Annotated in this window: 10 protein-coding genes; 7 read left to right on the plus strand and 3 right to left on the minus strand. The window is 68.0% G+C overall.

Annotation, left to right across the window (positions count from 1 at the left end):
- Nucleotides 1-58: 58 nt before the first annotated feature.
- On the minus strand, nucleotides 59-1,174 hold the full coding sequence (locus EV643_RS08025; protein ID WP_202869443.1) for a substrate-binding domain-containing protein: 1,116 nt from the start codon (nucleotides 1,172-1,174) through the stop codon (nucleotides 59-61).
- A gap of 135 nt (nucleotides 1,175-1,309) precedes the next feature.
- On the opposite strand from EV643_RS08025, the gene EV643_RS08030 reads away from it, so the two are divergent.
- From EV643_RS08030 to EV643_RS08055, 6 genes are read left to right on the plus strand one after another with little or no spacing between them, the layout of a single operon-like run.
- Nucleotides 1,310-2,326 carry a hydroxyacid dehydrogenase gene (locus EV643_RS08030; RefSeq protein WP_133799353.1) on the plus strand — a complete coding sequence of 339 codons (1,017 nt, stop codon included), beginning with the start codon at nucleotides 1,310-1,312 and terminating at the stop codon, nucleotides 2,324-2,326.
- Nucleotides 2,327-2,372: 46 nt separating this feature from the next.
- A complete protein-coding gene (locus EV643_RS08035; RefSeq protein WP_133799354.1) occupies nucleotides 2,373-3,650 on the plus strand; it encodes an ABC transporter substrate-binding protein in 1,278 nt (425 codons plus the stop codon).
- Nucleotides 3,651-3,654: 4 nt separating this feature from the next.
- Nucleotides 3,655-4,563 carry a carbohydrate ABC transporter permease gene (locus EV643_RS08040; protein WP_133799355.1) on the plus strand — a complete coding sequence of 303 codons (909 nt, stop codon included), beginning with the start codon at nucleotides 3,655-3,657 and terminating at the stop codon, nucleotides 4,561-4,563.
- The gene (locus tag EV643_RS08045; protein WP_133799356.1) at nucleotides 4,560-5,444 is read left to right on the plus strand and encodes a carbohydrate ABC transporter permease; all 885 of its coding nucleotides are present in this window, start codon (nucleotides 4,560-4,562) and stop codon (nucleotides 5,442-5,444) included. Before EV643_RS08040 ends, EV643_RS08045 begins: the two co-directional genes overlap by 4 nt.
- On the plus strand, nucleotides 5,444-6,127 hold the full coding sequence (locus EV643_RS08050) for a hypothetical protein (RefSeq protein WP_133799357.1): 684 nt from the start codon (nucleotides 5,444-5,446) through the stop codon (nucleotides 6,125-6,127). Before EV643_RS08045 ends, EV643_RS08050 begins: the two co-directional genes overlap by 1 nt.
- Nucleotides 6,124-8,916: a hypothetical protein gene (locus EV643_RS08055; protein WP_238165438.1), complete on the plus strand. Its 2,793-nt coding sequence runs from the start codon at nucleotides 6,124-6,126 to the stop codon at nucleotides 8,914-8,916. The genes EV643_RS08050 and EV643_RS08055 overlap by 4 nt, the downstream gene beginning before the upstream one ends.
- A gap of 57 nt (nucleotides 8,917-8,973) precedes the next feature.
- On the opposite strand, the gene EV643_RS08060 is transcribed toward EV643_RS08055, so the two are convergent.
- Nucleotides 8,974-10,344, minus strand: a complete 1,371-nt coding sequence (locus tag EV643_RS08060) for a glycoside hydrolase family 76 protein (protein WP_238165476.1) — start codon at nucleotides 10,342-10,344, stop codon at nucleotides 8,974-8,976.
- A gap of 290 nt (nucleotides 10,345-10,634) precedes the next feature.
- Here EV643_RS08060 and EV643_RS08065 point away from each other — a divergent pair, with 290 nt between their 5' ends.
- Complete coding sequence (locus EV643_RS08065) at nucleotides 10,635-14,363, plus strand: glycoside hydrolase family 2 TIM barrel-domain containing protein (RefSeq protein WP_202869444.1); 3,729 nt, start codon at nucleotides 10,635-10,637, stop codon at nucleotides 14,361-14,363.
- Here EV643_RS08065 and EV643_RS08070 read toward each other — a convergent pair.
- Nucleotides 14,289-16,106 (minus strand): hypothetical protein, encoded by a 1,818-nt coding sequence (locus tag EV643_RS08070; protein ID WP_133799361.1) that lies wholly within the window; start codon nucleotides 16,104-16,106, stop codon nucleotides 14,289-14,291. The genes EV643_RS08065 and EV643_RS08070 overlap by 75 nt on opposite strands.
- Between the last annotated feature and the right edge of the window lie 35 nt (nucleotides 16,107-16,141).

Raw genomic sequence — 16,141 nt, forward strand, 5'->3', positions numbered from 1 at the left:
CGGCAGTACCGTGCGAATCGGGTGGCACGACGGTGAGACGGGCGAGCTCGAGCTCGGCTCAGACTGAGCGGACCGGGACAGGCAGCGGCATCGACGAGTCGCGGATGATCAGCTCCGGAGTGATCAGCACGCGCTGGATCGGACGCCGGCGGCCTTCGTTGAGACGGGCGACCATGAGTTCCACGGCGGTGCGGCCGACCATCGCCTTGGGCGGGCGGACCGCGGTCATCGCCGGCTCGGCCAGCTGGGCCACTTCGTCGTCATAGGCAACGATCGCGAGATCGGCCGGGATCGCCATGCCGAGCTCGATGCAGTACTGCGCGACGGACATGGCGTCCGGATCGGAGTGGATGACCAGCGCCGTCGTACCGGTGGAACGGCAACGGTTCAGCAGGTGCGCGATGGTCTCGCGATGGCCGGGCTCGTTCATCCGGACCGATTCGCGGATCACCAGGTCCGCGTCGATGCCGAGATCGCCGCAGACCAGGTCCCAGCCGCGGGCCAGGTGGGCGGACGTCGGGCTGCCCTTGGACAGCAGGAGTCCGATCCGGCGATGACCTTGATCGTGGAGATGGCGGACGGCGAGTTCGACGCCGAGCGCGTGATCGCTGCGAACCCACTCGAGCTGGGACTTCGTCGGGGTCCAGCGCGGCGGTTGGCGCTCGACCAGGACGACCGGGACCGGCAGGTCGCCGATCCACTGGATCATCTCGCCGACGTCTTCGCCGTCCAGGTTCGGCGCGAGCAGCAGACCTTGCACCTGCTGGGACTCGATCAGCCGGGTGATCTGGCGGCGGTCCTCGGCCCAGTCGTACGTCGAGCCGCGCAGCTGGATCGCGACCCCCTGGGCGGCCGCCGCCGAACGCGCGCCGCCGACGATCGGCGGCCAGTAGTAGTCCAGTGAAGGGACCACCATGCCGATGGTGAAGCGTGGGGCCGCGGCAGTGCGCCGGCGGACCTGGGTGGCGGGAGCGAGCTCGGTCGGGAGGGTCGCGCCGCCGTGGACCTTGGTGAGCAGGTTCTGCGTGGCCAGGGTGGCGATGTCGCGGCGGATGGTCAGTTCGCTGACGCCGAGCAGTTCGGCCAGCTCCTTCACCCGGACGGCGCCGTGCCGGCGAAGTTCGTCCATCACGCGCTCGTGCCGCTGGAGCCCGAACAGACGGTCGTCCGACACTCGGCACACCTCCCAGATTGGTCTGTACGAATCTGAACGTTTTCATTCGATTGTGAATGACCTGTAGATGTCCTGAACAGAGAAGACATCTTATGTTCACATGAGTGCAACGGTAACCGCTTGCCGGACCCGCGGATGACGAGACGACGGCCGAACGCGCTGGTGGTGATGAACCGCGACGCGTTCCGCGCCCACTTCGACCAGTCCCGGCTGGACCGGCTCGGCGCCCTGGTCAGCCTGCCCGAGCCGATCTGGCTGGACGAGCTCGACTCATCCTCGGCCCGGTCCCAGCTGGCCGCGGCGGACCTCCTCTTCACTTCTTGGGGAGTGCCCCGGCTGACGGGCGACCGGCTGGCGGCGGCGCCCAACCTGCGAGCCGTGTTCCACGCCGCCGGCAGCGTTCGCTCGTTCGCCGACGACGCGCTCTGGGCCCGCGATCTGGTCGTCACCAGCGCCGCCGACGCCAACGCCGTCCCGGTCGCGGAGTACACCCTGGCCGCGATCATCTTCGCCGGGAAGAAGGCGCCGTTCCTCGCCGCCGACGCGGATACGGCGTACCGGGGCTGGAGCCACCTGCAGGGCTTCGGCGACCTCTCCAATTTCCAGCGCACGATCGGCGTCGTCGGCTTCTCCCGGATCGGCCGCCGCGTGGTCGAGCTGCTCCGCACCCTGGACGGCCCGACCGTGCTGGTGGCAGACCCGTACGCCGACGCGGGCGCGGTCGCCGAAGCCGGCGGGAAGCTCGTGGAGCTGGCCGACCTCCTGCCGCGAGTCGACGTCCTCTCGTTGCACGCACCCGCGTTGCCCAGCACGTATCGCCTGATCGGCGCCGCCGAGCTGGCCCAGCTGCCGGATCACGCGACGGTCGTGAACACGGCCCGCGGCAGCCTGATCGACTCGGTCGCGCTGGCGGCGGAGTGCCGATCCGGCCGGCTGTTCGCGATTCTCGACGTCACCGACCCCGAGCCGTTGCCGCCGGACTCCCCACTGCGGTCGGCGCGGAACGTCATGGTCACCCCGCACATCGCCGGTTCACTCGGCACCGAGATCCACCGTCTCACCGACCACACCCTCGACGAACTCAGCCGCTGGCTGACCGGCGAACCGCTCCGCACCCGCATCACCGCCGAGGCGTTCCCCCTGACCGCCTGAACCACTCGCACCCTTCCGTCCGCAGTACCACCTCAAGGAGATCGTCGTGAAGCGACACCTCACCACCACCCTCGCCGCCACTGCGGCGCTGGCCCTCCTCACCGCCTGCGGAGGCGGTGGGGACAGCGGCAGCGGGCAGACCGCCGACGGCAAGCAGATCCTCAAGGTCGCGCTCTGGAACTACGCCACCACGCCGGAGTTCAAGGCGATCATCGAGGGCTTTGAGAACGCCAACCCGGACATCGACGTCGAACCGGTCGACATCCTCGCCGACGACTACTCCGAGAAGGTCACCACGATGCTGGCCGGCGGCGACAGCACCGACGTGCTGACGATGAAGAACGTCATCGACTACTCCCGCTTCGGCACCCGCGGCCAGCTGGTCCCGCTGACCGACGAGGCGAAGAAGCTGGATCCGGCCAAGCAGTCCGGACTGGACGCTTACGACCTGGACGGCAAGTACTACGCGTTGCCCTACCGCCAGGACTTCTGGGTGCTCTACTACAACAAGACCCTGCTCAAGCAGGCCGGTGTCGCCGAGTCCAAGCTGCAGAACCTCAGCTGGGACGGCTACGCCACCCTCGCCAAGAGCCTGACCAAGGGCGACGGCGCCAACAAGGTGTACGGCGCGCACCAGCACACCTGGCGATCCGTCGTCCAGGCGACCGCGGCGGCTCAGGCCGGCGGCGACCTGCTCGGCGGCGACTACGGCTTCTTCAAGGACCAGTACCGGATGACGCTCGATCTCCAGCAGGGCGGCACTCTGATGCCCTGGGCAACGGCTTCGAGCCAGAAGATCACCTACGACACGATGTTCGCCACCGGCAAGGCGGCGCTGATGCCGATGGGCACCTGGTACGCCTCGAGGCTGCTGGCCGACACCAAGTCGGGCAAGACCAAGGTGGAGTGGGGGATGGCGCCGTTGCCGCAGCGGGCCACCGACGGCAAGGTGACCACGTTCGGTTCGCCGACTGCGTTCGCGGTGAACAAGAACTCCAAGCACACCGACGCGGCGAAGAAGTTCGTCGAGTGGGCCGCGAGCGAGGCCGGCGCGACCGCGGTCGCCAAGGCCGGTGTCACCCCGTCGCTGCAGACCCAAGCGATCCTCGACACGTACTTCGCCCTGCCGGGTGTGCCGAACGACGCGGTCGCCAAGTCGGCGTTCAAGCCCGGCGAGGTCGTGCTGGAGATGCCGGTCGGCGACAAGTCCTCGGACGTGGACCAGATCCTGGTCGAGGAGCACGAGCTGATCATGACCGGTGAGAAGTCCCTGGACGACGGCCTGGCCGAGATGTCCAAGCGGGTCAAGAACGAGGTCGGCTGACACCATGACGGTCACGCTGCCCGCCTCTCCACGGACCCAGGTGGGTCGGCGCCGGAGCAACACCTGGGTCGGCTGGAGCTTCATCCTGCCGAACTTCCTCGGCTTCGCCGTGCTGACCCTGGTGCCGGTGATCGCCTCGCTCGCCTTGGCCTTCCTCGACTGGGATTCGTACAGCACGCCACGCTGGGTCGGGCTGGCCAACTTCGAGCGGATGATCCACAACGACACGTTCTGGACGGCGCTGCGCAACACCGCCTACTACGCGGTCGGGCACGTCCCGCTGACGTTGTGCGCCGCGCTCGGATTCGCAGTACTGCTGAACCAGAGACTGAGGGGTGTGCGGTTCTTCCGGACCGCGCTGTTCTTCCCGTACATCACGTCGCTGGTCGCGGTGGCCGTGGTGTGGAACATGCTGCTCAGCCCGGAACTCGGGCCGGTGAACCAGTTTCTGCGGGCGATCGGGATCGATCACCCGCCGGGCTGGACCACCTCGACGACGTGGGCGATGCCGGCGGTGATCCTGGCCAGCGTGTGGCGTGACCTCGGGTACTACATGATCCTCTACCTGGCCGGGTTGCAGACCATCCCGGGGGAGCTGTACGAGGCGGCTCAGGTGGACGGGGCGAGCGGTTGGCAGCGGTTCTGGAACATCACCGTGCCGTCGTTGCGGCCGACCACGTTCTTCGTGCTGATCATGCTGACGATCTCCAGTTTCAAGGTGTTCGACCTGGTCCAGGTGATGACCGAGGGCGGCCCGGGCCGGTCGACGCTGGTGCTGTCCCAGGTGATCTTCCGGGAGGGCATCACCCAAGGCCGGTTCGGCTACTCGTCCGCAGTGTCGATGGTGCTGTTCGTCATCGTGCTGACCATCACGGTGGTGCAGTTCCAGTGGCAGCGAAGGAGTGAGCGATGACCCTGACCATCTCCCCGCCGGCGCCGGTCGAGGCCCCGCCGGCTGAGGTGCCGCGACCGCGCCGGCGACCGAGTGTGCGGAGAGCGTTCGCGTATCTGCTGCTGGTGGTGCTCTCGGTCGCGGTGCTGGTGCCGTTCGCCTGGATGGTGTCGTCGTCGCTGAAGCTGGATGCCGAAGTGTTCAGCGTGCCGATCCGGTGGATCCCGGCCGAGTTTCACTGGGACAACTTCACCCGGATCTGGGAGCGCATCCCGCTGGTCACCTATCTGCGCAACTCGGTCTTCCTCAGCCTCGTCATCACTGCGTTGCAGGTGCTGACCGGCAGCTTCGCGGCGTACGGGTTTGCCAAGGTCCGCTTCCCCGGCCGGGACGCGTTGTTCCTGGCCTATCTCGCGACGATCGCGGTGCCCTGGCAGGCATACATGGTGCCGCAGTACATCATCATGCAGAAGGCGGGCCTGGTGAACACGCACCTCTCGCTGATCCTGCTGCAGGCGTTCGGCGCTTTCGGTGTGTTCCTGATGCGGCAGTACTACCTGACCATCCCGGACGAACTGAGCGAGGCGGCCCGGCTGGACGGGCTGTCGGAGTACGGCATCTGGGCCCGGATCATCCTTCCGCTGTCGAAGCCGGCGTTGGCCAGTCTGGCGTTGCTGACGTTCGTGAACACCTGGAACGACTACATGGGTCCGTTCATCTACCTCACCGACAACAAACTGTGGACCATCCAGCTCGGCCTGCGCTCGTTCGTCGGCCTGTACGACGCGGAGTACGCGATGATCATGACCGGGTCGGTGCTGTCCGTGCTGCCGATCCTGGTGATCTTCCTGCTCGGCCAGAAGTACTTCGTGCAGGGCATCGCGACCAGCGGGATGAAGTGATGACCCCGCCACTGACCGGGCCGTTGGCACGGGTCAACGTCCGCGCCGACGCCTGGGACCTGATCTGGTCGTTCGTCCACCGCACACTGGTCATCAACCTCGGCCTGGCGATCGGCGGCGTGCCGCTGTTCTTCGCGCTCGCGACGGTCGCCCAGCCGTGGCGTTACCCGGTCTTCTTCGCCGTCCTCGCAGTCCCACTCGGGCCTTCGGTCGCAGCCGCGTTCGCGTACCTTGCGGGTGAGGACCCGTCGCTGCCGGTCCTCTTCCGCGCCTACCGTGTTCTCGCTGTCCGCGCCGTTCTCCTCTGGGCGGCAGTCGTCGGCCTGATCGGCATCCTCGTCGCCGACATCAGGCTCCTGTACGACGCGATGCCGGGCGCGGCCGTCGTCCCGCTGCTGGCCGTGCTCGTGGTCCTCACGCTCGCCACCGGCCTCGCCCTCTTGGTGCTGTCGGCAACAAAACCCGAGCTGCCGCTCCGGGCGGCGCTGCGACTGGCCGTCTACGCCGCCGTCCGTACCTGGGCCCTCAGCGTGCTCTCCCTGGTTGTGCTCGTGGCCGCCGTGGTGATCGTCAGCCAGGTCCCGCCGGCCGGCCTCGCCACTGTGCCCGGATGCGCCCTGTGGGTCGTCTTCACCAATACCAAACTCCAGTTGTCCCGAGTCCTCCCCGAGGAGTCCCAGTGAAACCTGCCCTGCCACGAAGGACGCGTCGCAGCGTTCTGGCGATCGCGGCGACCACCGCGATCGTCGCCGCGGCGCTGCCGACCACAGCGATCTCGGCACCCCTCACCGACGATGCCGCACCGAAGCGCGGCTCATCGCACCTGCGGTTCGGCGACGACTCCTCACCCTGGAGCACCATCGTCGTCGACGGCGACGACGTCGAGCGGGACGCCGCGGGTAACCCGTTCAACGAGTTCGGCGGCTTCGGCTCTGTCTCGTGCAACAACACCTCGCGCCTGTTGCTGGACTACCGCGAGGAGCACCCGGATGTCTACTGGAAGCTCCTCAACCTCATGTTCAACCAGCGAACGGGCGCCGGGCTGAGTCACCTCAAGGTCGAGCTGGGTGCGGACGTGAACACCTCGTCCGGGGCCGAACCCGCCTCGAAGCGGTCGGCAGACGAGCCGGCGAACGTACTGCGGGGCGCGGGCTTCCGCATGATCGCGGATGCGAAGAAGATCAACCCGCACCTCAGCGTCGAGGCGCTCCGCTGGGCCGAGCCGTCCTGGACCGGCAACCGCTGGGAGGACCGCTACCGCTGGTACAAGGAGACGATCGACGCGGCGTACGACACGTACGGCGTCAAGTTCGACTACCTCAGCCCCTCGCAGAACGAGGTCCACAGCAACTACATGAGCTCCGAGCTCGCCTGGACGGTCTACGTCGCGAAGCGCCTCGAGCAGGACGCCAAGGCCGGCGACGCCCGCTACGACTACGCCAAGATCAAGATCGTCGCGCTCGACTCCTACCGCAACGGCGAACGGGTCTCGGACCACATCCTGAACAGCCCCGAGGCACTGGAGCAGGTCGACGCGATCGGGATCCACTACACCATCGGCGGCGGGCCCAACCTGACCCGGCTCAACAAGGACCACGGCATGGAGGTCATCTACTCCGAGGGCGTCGCCCCGATGATCGACCCGCAGTACCGCATCACGGCCGAACCTGCCAGGGGTGGCGTCGGCGGAGCCGTCTCCGCCGTCGACATCGCCGACCGGTTCATCAACTCCTACCGCTGGTCCGGCTCCGGCGAGAACCCCGCGCACATGACCTCGTTCCTCTTCCAGCCGGCCGTCAGCGCGCTGTACGAGGGGTCGTCCTACTCGCCGAAGCACCTCATCCGAGCCTCCGACCCCTGGTCCGGGTACTACGAGGGCGGCGTGGGCATCGTGCTGGTCCGGCACTTCATGCAATTCATCGGCAAGGGTTGGGAGTACATCGAGGGCGCCAGCTACGGCGACGGGCCGTTCGCCGACGGCGGCACAGCGGTCGATGCCAGTACCCGCACCTACCTGACCTTGCGTGAGCCGGCCCTCCCGGCGAGGGCATCGGTCCCCGAGGCATCGGCCGGGCGTCCCACCGACTTCGCCCAGGTGCACGCCAACAACACCGCGGCCCCCCGCTACTTCGAGGTGAAGGTGGCCGATCTCGGTACCGACTCCGACACCCCGCTCCACCTGTGGCGGACCAAGGGCCCGGACTCGGCCGGGCAGCCGGTGGACGCGAACTGGTTCCAGCACCTTGGCTACATCACGCCCGACCGGACCGAGCGAGGAGCGGACGGCACCCGGTACTCCGTCTACCGGGTCGAAGTACAGCCCTACTCCATCCTCAGCCTGACCACCCGAGAGCGCGGCGTACACCAGTCGGCCGCGCCGTACGCTCCTGGTGACTACGCCGCGACCGCCGAGGACGCGCCGCTCGAACTGCCCTACAGCGACGACTTCGAGTACGCCGGATATCCCACCGAGGACGTCAACGGCGTGAAGATGTCCTACCTGGAGCGCCGCGGCCGCACACCTCGCTACACGGCCGACCAGAACGGCGCCTTCGAGGTCATCGGGACCGATGACACCGCCCACCGCAACGTCCTGCAGCAGAAGATCCACGCCGGCAACCGCGGCTACACCTGGAACGTCTGGGGCAACGGCTCGCAGAACCAGTTGCCGACCGGCGGGACGTCGACGATCCTCGGCGACCACACCTGGGCGAACTACCGCGCGTCGATCGACGTCCGGTTCGACCAGCAGGTACGCGACGCAACGCTCCCCAACTACGCCGGCCTCGGCGTCCGGCAGATCGTCTCGCAGGGCGCGGACCTGGCCGCCTACGCCCTTCGCGTTGTGCCAACCGGTGCATGGGAGCTACGTAAGCTCGACAGTGTGGTCGCCGCCGGCACGATCGACGGCTTCGATCCCGCGGCCTGGCACCGCCTGTCGCTGGAGGCCGTCGACAATGTGCTGACCCCATCGGTGGACGGGCGCCGGCTCACCACCTGGACCGACAGCAGCGCCAACCCGGTGATGAGCGGACGGATCTCCCTCCTCTCCGGGCACTACCAGAACCAGTGGGACAACCTGGACATCGACCCGATCGGCGGCCATGCCTGGCGCTCGGACAAGCTCGACGACACGTCGCCCCGTCTCGGCTACCAGGGCGCGGTCCAGTTCCAGCAGGTCGGCTTCGCCAACCACAACCGGACCCTCCACGTACTACGCAGCGGCGGAGCGGCAGCCTTCTCCTTCAACGGAACCGGCCTCAACCTCTTCGGCGCCACCGGCACGGCCACTCTGAACGTCTCCGTCGACGGCGCACCGCCCACCCGGGTCGCTGTCGGCCCCACCGGCGTCCGCCAAACCTCGTACTGGCTGCGCGGCCTGGACGCCACCAACGAACACACCGTGGAGATCTCAGTGGTCGACGGCTCCTTCACCCTCGACGGCATCGACCTCCTCGGCCCCGTCCGGTGAGTTCATGCCCGGCCTCGTCCCGGACGCAGGGACGAGGCCGGGCCTCGGTCACCCACTTCATGGCGTCGCGTTCAGGAGGTCCAGGGCGCTTTGCTGGCGGGCTGCGTCTAGTTTGTCGACGGGGCCATACCAGCGGAGGCCGTATTGGTCCATCGGTGTGCGGTCGGTTGCGTAGGCGCGGTCGGCCTGGCGTTGGAGGTAGGCCGTGTAGGGGTGGTCGGCGAGGGCGGCGTTGAGTTTGCCGAGGCCGCGGGCGTAGGCACCCTTGAACGACGGGCCGTCGCCGCCGCAGTCGCCGGATTCGCAGGGCTCGCGGAGGATTCCGTCGGACGTGTGCAGGGAGCCGGCACTCGTCGCGGCGTCGGCGAGTTGCCGGGCGCTGGTTAGATACGAGCTGTTGTTGGTTGCCTTAGACAGCTCAGTGAGCGCGCCGATCAGCACCCCCTGGTTGTAGGTCCAGGCCGTATCGCCGTTGTTCCGGCAGGTGGCCAGATCGATGCCGTCGTTGACCAGGTTCGAGCTGTTGATCATCCCGGTCTGCTGGAACCAGGTCCAGCCGCTCTGCGCCCGCTGCAGGTAAACGGTGTCGCCGGCGACCCGGCTGTGCAGGGCGGCGTTCAGCTGGATGTAGAGCGAGTTGGTGATCGCGTTCTTGTAGGTCTTCGCCTGGCTCCACCAGACCCCGCCGCCGCACGTGCTGTCCCAGTACGCCGCCATGTGGTCGGCGTCGACTCGCGCGGTCTGGAGATAGCGCGCGTCTCCGGTCAGGTCGTACGCCGCGACCCAGGCGAGTCCCCACCAGCCAGTGTCGTCGATGTAGTCGTTGCGGAACTGGCCTTGCTGGGCGTTGAGGTTCAGGTCGTAGGTCCGGGCGATCGCGTACTGGTAGCTGCCCATCCCGGTGACCCGGATGTTGTCGATGACCGCGGTCAGGGCGTTCGCGGAGTTCCACCAGCCGGTGGTGTCGAACACTCCCGTCGAGTGGTTGTAGTACTGCATCTGCGCGGTGGCCGCCGCCGTACGGCGCTCGCCCGCGTTCCACGTGGTTCGCGCCCAGGGCGTGCAGGCGATGTCCGGTCGGTCGCCGGCCTTGCCGCAGGCCCGGAGTGCGCCGACGCCGTGGTTGTTCCAGTCGTCCACGTTGTACATCAGCGTCCGCCAGCCGCTCTGGCCGGCCGGGATCGCGGTGTTGCCGAGTCGGCTGCCCGACGCCCAGGTCCGGCCGCCGTCGAACGAGCGGTCCAGCCAGACCTCGTCACCCGGGTTGCCGTTCTCGATCGAGGCCCAGCCCATCGCGTCCGCGTCGTCGAAGTGCAGCCGCAGCGTCCGGCCGAAGATGGTCGCCGACACCGGGGACCGGTCGCCGGGCGACAATGCGGGGTCGCGTGCGTCGCAGTACTTGTTGCAGATGGTCGCCTGCGTGGACATGCTCACCGCCGGAGTACTCGGAGGAGGAGAAGGAGCTGGCGGCGCTCCCAGGGGCAACGTTGTCAGAAGTGCAGCGGACACGACGGCAGCAATCATCGTGGATCTCCCTCGGGGCGGTAGGGAAGAGAGCGCTTCCACGCAAGCTAGGCCGCGATTCGTGACCTCGTCAACACGTCGAGTGACCGGGCCGTGAGGGAAACGTGGGACAGGTGCAACTCTTGACCCTTCGTGTGCATCGACCTAGCGTGCGGCCGGGCGGATCCGGCCGGCCGCGGATTGCGAGGAGAGTGGTGACCGTGCGGCCGATCGCGCAACTCCTCGCGCTGGTGCTGATGTGCGGCGCGGCCGGGTTGATCTCGGGGGTGGTGCCTTCGGAAGGCGGATCGCGCGACGTGTACGCGTACCTGGAGGACCCCCAGCGGGTCGCCGAGGGACAGGTCGCGCCGCACACCAGGCTCTGGCCGTACGCCGATGACGCGGCCGCCGTCCGCTTCGGCGGTGGCACGCCATCGAGTGGCTCGCCGTACGTGCGCTCGCTGGACGGGTCGTGGAAGTTCAACCTGTCCGCCAAGCCGTCCGCGGTGCCGGCCGGGTTCGAGAAGTCCGGGTACGACGCGTCGGGGTGGTCGACCGTGCAGGTGCCGCACACGTGGCAGAGCGACTTCCTCGATCACCCGATGTTCCGGAACGTCCCGGAGGAGCTCTGGCCGGACACCCCGCCGAAGGTGCCGCGCGACGTGAACCCGACCGGCGCCTACCTGCGGACCTTCGACATCCCCGCCTCCGAAAAGGGCCGTCGGCAACTGATCAGGTTCGAGGGGGTGACCAGCGGGTACTTCGTCTGGGTCAACGGGAAGTACGTCGGCTACGACCAGGGCGGTTACAGCCCGGCCGAGTTCGACATCACGGACAAGGTGTCGGCCGGGCGGAACACCCTCGCGGTCCAGGTTCATCGGTGGAGTGCCGGATCCTATTTGGAGGACTACGACCAGTGGCGGTACGCGGGGATCTTCCGTGACGTCTACAACTACTCGGTGCCGAAGGCGCGGATCCAGGACGTCTACATCACCACCGACCTCGACTCGTCGTACCGGAACGCCTTGCTCACGGTCGATGCCGAGCTGATCGATGCCGGGGGCTACAAGTTGTCGGCGACCCTGCTTGATCCGCGGGGAGCGGTCGTCACCACGTTGACTGGTTTGAGTACGACGCTGACCGCGCTGGTGCCGAATCCCGCGAAGTGGTCCGACGAGACGCCGACGCTGTACACGTTGGTTCTTTCGTTGACCGCTCCCGACGGCGAGGTAGTCCACCGGACCAGTCAACGGGTCGGATTCCGTGAGATCGAGGTGCGCGACAAACAGGTCCTACTCAACGGCAAACGCATCCTCTTCAAGGGTGTGAACCGCGCCGAGACCGACCCGCAGACCGGACGGCATGTCACCCGGGCCGCGATGGAGAAGGACGTCCGGTTGATGAAGCGGTTGCACATCAACGCGGTTCGGACGTCGCACTACGAGAGCGACCCGTACTGGTACGAGCTGGCCGATCGTTACGGCCTGCTGATCGCCGACGAGGTCGACATCGAGACGCACGCGCACGAGGCCTGCCCGGCGGTCTGCCTGGCGAGCAAACCGGAATGGCAGGCGGCGTATCACGATCGGTTCGTCGCGATGGTCGAGCGGGACAAGAACCACCCCAGCGTCGTGTTCTGGGACACCGGCAACGAGGCCGGCCTCGGTACGGCACATTTCGCGCTGGCCGAGTGGGCCGACGCGCACGAGCCGACCCGGTTGCTCTACCACCAGTCGAACCATCCGGACGGCGATGCGCCGTACGCCGATGTCGCGGGTCCTCGTTATCCGACCCCTGCCAGGCTGGAGCGGATGGCGCCGGGGAAGCCGATCGTGATGGGCGAGTACGCGCATGCCATGGGCAACGGTCTGGGCAACTTCGACCAGTTCTGGGCGCTGGCGCGGAAGAACCCGTCGATCCAGGGCGGCTTCATCTGGGACTGGGCCGAACAGAACCTCTCCCAACCGCTAGTCACCACGCCTGACACCTCGCAGAAGGGTTTGCAGGCCTTCTTCGTCGGCAAGCCGTCGTTGGCCGAGGGGCGCTTCGGCCGTGGCGTCGAACTCTCCAGCCTCGATGACTACGTGGACGTGTTCCGTGATCCGGTGCTCGACATCGCCGGGCCGCTCACTCTCGACGCGTGGCTGAAACCGGGTTCGTGGACTGGGTCGCTGCCGATCCTGACCAAGGGCAAGCAGTACGCCCTGCAGCAGACCAATGCGTCGACGATCGAGTTCCGCGTCACCCTCAACGGTCGCGAGCAGGCTGTTGCCGCTACTGTCCCGCCGGATTGGCGAACCACCTGGCATCGCGTCACCGGCACGTACGACGGGTCCGCGCTGACCTTGTACGTCGATGGTCGGCGCGCGGCGCAAACCAGAGCGAGTGGCACGATCGAGCCCGGGCTGTGGGAGGTGAACGTCGGGCGGAACGCGCAGACCCAGCAGGACCAGACCAAATCCCGGCTCGCCCATGGCACCTTCGACCGGATCCGGATCGTGCCGCGCGCGCTGACCGCCGACGAGATCGCGTCAGGTGCCGACGCCGATGATGCCGTGCTGGCCCTCGACTTCGAGCGGGCTGTCGATGCCGGGCGGTTCCAGAGTCTGGCGGTAAGCCTGTCCGGGACCGATGGTTTGGTCAGCACAGACCGTCGACTTCAGCCGGAGACCGCGGAACTGGCCTGGGCCCAGTCGCCGCTGCGGTTCTCGTCTGCAGCGCCGGGGCTGGTCACGGTCCGGAACGAGCAGCAGTTCGCGCCGCTCACCTTCGAACTGCGCTGGACGGTCCGGCAGGCCGACGCGGTGGTCAGCCGCGGGAGCATGCCGTTGACTTTGCCGCCGGACAGCTCGCGCACGGTGCGTCTTCCGGTCGCGGCGTCGGCGGTCGAGCGGTTCCTCGACCTGGACGCGGTCTCTCGTGACGGCCTGCTCCAGCGCGACCAGTTCCCACTCGGCGGCAAAGTCGTCGTCAACACGCCAGCCGCCGGAAAGCCCACAGTGACTACATCCGGCCGCCGGATCATCGTCTCCGGCACCGGCTTCCGCTACGCCTTCGACCGCGGCGCGCTCGTCTCGATGGTTGCTCGCGGCAAGGAGTTGCTGAAACGTGGGCCGGAGCTGGACGTCTGGCGCCCGCCGACCTCCAACGAGACCTACTCCTGGGGCACCGCCGACCGCGAACTCTGGAACACTCTCGGCCTCGATCGCCTCCGCACAACTGTCGGAACCCCGCAGCTGAAACCCCTCCCCGACGGACGAATCCAGCTGATCGTCCCCAGCGCCGTGGCCGCCCCGGGCCATGCTGATCAGCTGTCGTTCGCCCAGACCATGACCTACACGATCGACGCCGCCGGCACGATCACCCTGGCCCACCAGGTCACCCCACGCGGCACCAAGCTGACCACGTTGCCCTACCTGCCACGCATCGGCTTCTCCCTGCAGGTCCCCGAATCCCTGAGCAGCTTCACGTATTACGGCCGCGGGCCCGAGGAGTCGTACAGCGACCGGGCATCCGGGACCCGGGTCGGTGTCTATCGGAGCAGCGTGGAACAGCAGTACGTCCGGTACTCGCGCCCGCAGGCCCACGGGAACCACACGGGCACCCGCTGGGCGAGCTTGTCGGACTCCCGCAACGGCGTACTCGTTGCAGCTGCTCCGGGGGACACGGTCGACGTCAGCGTCACGCAGTACGACCGGCTGGATCGGGCGGAGTACGACTTCCAGCTCCCGCTGGTCCGCAACCGTGGCTGGGTGACGCTGCACGTGGAGGACGCAGAGACCGGGATGGGCGAGACCCCGAACGGCGTGCTCCCGCCGTTCCGCGTGGACCCGACCCAACCACGCTCGTACTCCGTGACCCTCCGCCCTCTACTTGTTGAGCGGGGTGATGGTGGTGCCGTCGGTCAGGTGGGCGGTCACGCGGAACGTGGTGCGGCCAGGTAGCGCAACCAGGCGGCCCTCAACGGTGTCGGTGCCGACGGTGATGCGGTCAACGTGCCGGCTGCCGGCGGCGAGTAGATAGGTGGTGCCGTTGGGAGCTCGCCAGGCCGCGGTGGCCAGGACGTTCTGGTCGAATCGGCTGCAGATCGCGGTGTTGGTCGCCTGCCCAGCCGACAACCCGGCCGGGAACAGCCGGACGGTGGCGAGCCCATTGCCGTCCCACGCGTCCGATCGGGTGCAGATCCAGCTGGCAGCGGTCTTGTCCGGAAGGATCTGCTCCGCGAAGAGCCAGTTGTTGGCGGCCTTGATCCCCTTGTTCTGCAAGGTTTGCAGGCCACAGACCGTCCGTGCCCAGCTCGTCAGCGCCGCGCCGCTGGTCGCCTCCCGCGGTGATCCGGCCGGTCCTTCCGGTGGTGGCGGCAGGTAGGTGAGGTGAGTCGGACTCAACCCACCAAGGTCCGTCACGAGGACCGAGTGCTTGTCGGCGATCGCTGCGGACGTCCGAAGCTCGATGCCGGGCCAGGACGAGCAGTCGTTCGCAGGTGGCCGCACCGGCGCGGTGACACCGTCATCCTCGGCCAACAGCTGTCCCGGAGCATCCGGCTTTCGCAGATCGCGCACCACTGCCGTCGCGACCCACGGTGCGGTGAGGAAACGAACCCCTCGCGCCGATCGGCTGAGAACCACTGCGCCGGACGTCGTGATGTCCGCGTTGTCGGTGCGCGCGACGACGAGTCCGCCCTCTGCGTACCGGGCGAGCCGGCGTCCGTCGTACAGGAGGACCACGGCCGTGCCGTCCACGTCACCGGCGTACAGGAGCCGGGGTGGTTCGGTGGGCGCGGCCGTGGGTGTCCCGGCGATCCCGGTGACACCTGTCCCGGTGGACCAGGTGGTGAGGGCTTGGGTGAGGAGGGCTCTGTCGTTGATACGGCTGCCGCGGGCCGGCCAGGCGGTGAAGTCCACCCGGGCCGTGTCCTGCCAGCGGTCGGCTCCGGTACGCCACAGCTTGTCCGGGTTGAGCTGGTTCTGCTGTTGCGGCGCGGCCTGCGGTGCCTGGTCGCGGCCGGCGGAGGCGATCAGCGAGATGAGGATCGCCACCGCGAGTACGGCGGTCACTGTGATCGCGACCGCACGGCCACGGGCCTTCCGGCGCATCAGGTCGCTCGGGGCCAGCCGCACCGAACACGGGTCGAACACGGCGTCATCCAGCGGACCGTGGACCCCTGCCATCGCGTCATCGTCCAGCTCCGAGGCCTCGGTGATGGCGGCCTGCGGGTGCTGGACTCCCATCGCGCGCAGCTCGTGCTCGACCTCGTCGATGGGCACCGACTCGGCCCGGACCAGTGCCCAGGCGGCCCGTGCCTCCGGTGAACGAGTCGCGAGCGCCTGATCGAGGGCCAGGTCGTCGGCTGCCCCCGATCGCGGGAACAACCGCAGCCCCCAGACCTGCGGCAGCAACCGCAGCGGCGTACGGCTGTGGGCCTGACGCACCGCGTCCCGGATCACGCGACGGCGGAGGAAGCCGGCGGCACTCAGCTCGCCGGCCAGCTGGCGCTCGAGTCTTCGCCGGTCCGGCAGGGCCCGCTGGACCACCCCATGCGCGGCGAGGATCCGCCGATGCCGCCCGAGCGCGGGCGGCAGCACCAGGTACGCCAGCCGCACCAGCGCGGCGTAGTTCTCCAGCAGGGCGGTCTCGACCTCGGCCGGCCCGACCGTCCTTCGATCCAACGTTAAAACGTCCGCCATAGCGACCCCGTCACATCCTCGCTTTGACCCGCCTA

The organism is Kribbella caucasensis (assembly GCF_004361855.1).
Classification (GTDB): domain Bacteria; phylum Actinomycetota; class Actinomycetes; order Propionibacteriales; family Kribbellaceae; genus Kribbella; species Kribbella caucasensis.

What these genes read in the sequence shown, in the direction of transcription:
- EV643_RS08060 (WP_238165476.1), bottom strand. Translation starts at nt 10,344, where the DNA reads ATGTCCACGCAGGCGACCATCTGCAACAAGTACTGCGACGCACGCGAC.
- EV643_RS08040 (WP_133799355.1), top strand. Translation starts at nt 3,655, where the DNA reads ATGACGGTCACGCTGCCCGCCTCTCCACGGACCCAGGTGGGTCGGCGC.
- EV643_RS08045 (WP_133799356.1), top strand. Translation starts at nt 4,560, where the DNA reads ATGACCCTGACCATCTCCCCGCCGGCGCCGGTCGAGGCCCCGCCGGCT.
- EV643_RS08030 (WP_133799353.1), top strand. Translation starts at nt 1,310, where the DNA reads ATGACGAGACGACGGCCGAACGCGCTGGTGGTGATGAACCGCGACGCG.
- EV643_RS08050 (WP_133799357.1), top strand. Translation starts at nt 5,444, where the DNA reads ATGACCCCGCCACTGACCGGGCCGTTGGCACGGGTCAACGTCCGCGCC.
- EV643_RS08070 (WP_133799361.1), bottom strand. Translation starts at nt 16,106, where the DNA reads ATGGCGGACGTTTTAACGTTGGATCGAAGGACGGTCGGGCCGGCCGAG.